This window comes from Cellulomonas sp. P2_B4 (assembly GCF_056404795.1).
On record NZ_JBFUDI010000069.1, the window covers coordinates 1 to 608 of the forward strand.

The 608-nt window shown below is 68.1% G+C and carries 1 protein-coding gene; it reads right to left on the bottom strand.

Translation table 11 applies throughout. From position 1 onward, the window contains the following. Nucleotides 1–90: 90 nt before the first annotated feature. Nucleotides 91–608: sensor histidine kinase (locus AC1DZC_RS20125; RefSeq protein ID WP_477044511.1), on the bottom strand; the 518-nt coding region annotated here is incomplete at its 5' end.

Below are 608 nucleotides of genomic sequence, written 5' to 3' on the forward strand. Positions count from 1 at the left end.
GGCGGATTCTGCGCTATGTTTTCCTGCACAGCATCGTGCTGGCGTCTCTGGTCGGCGTGGTGGTAATGCTGATGGCCTATGTGCCGCCCTTCACCTTGCTGGTGCGGTAAAGGGCCGACGCGGCAAGGTGACGGTCACGCGCAGGCCGGGCTTGTTGTCGCCGATCGTTACTTCGCCGCCATGCGCGGCGGCGACCGCCGCGACCAGGTTGAGGCCAAGCCCGTGTCCTGGCGTCGTCCGGCTCGCATCCAGCCGGGCGAAGCGGCGAATGATCCGCGGCCGGTCCTCGGCCGACACGCCGGGCCCATTGTCCGCGACGGACAGTCGCGCCCATTCCTGGTCGGCATTGGCCGCGACGACGATATGGGTGCCCGCCGGCGTATGGCGCTGCGCATTGTCGAGCAGGTTGATCACTGCCTGGGCGATCAGCTCCCGGTCGCCGTTCACGGCGATGTCCGGGTCGATCTCGCACCCCAGGCTGCGGCCGCCATCGCTGATCGCGGGAGCATAGCTGTCGCACAGATCATGCAGCAAATCGCTGAGGTCGAGCGGTGCGAAGGTCCGGGCGAGCGCGCCGGCCTCGACCTCGGAGATGCGCAGGATCGCCG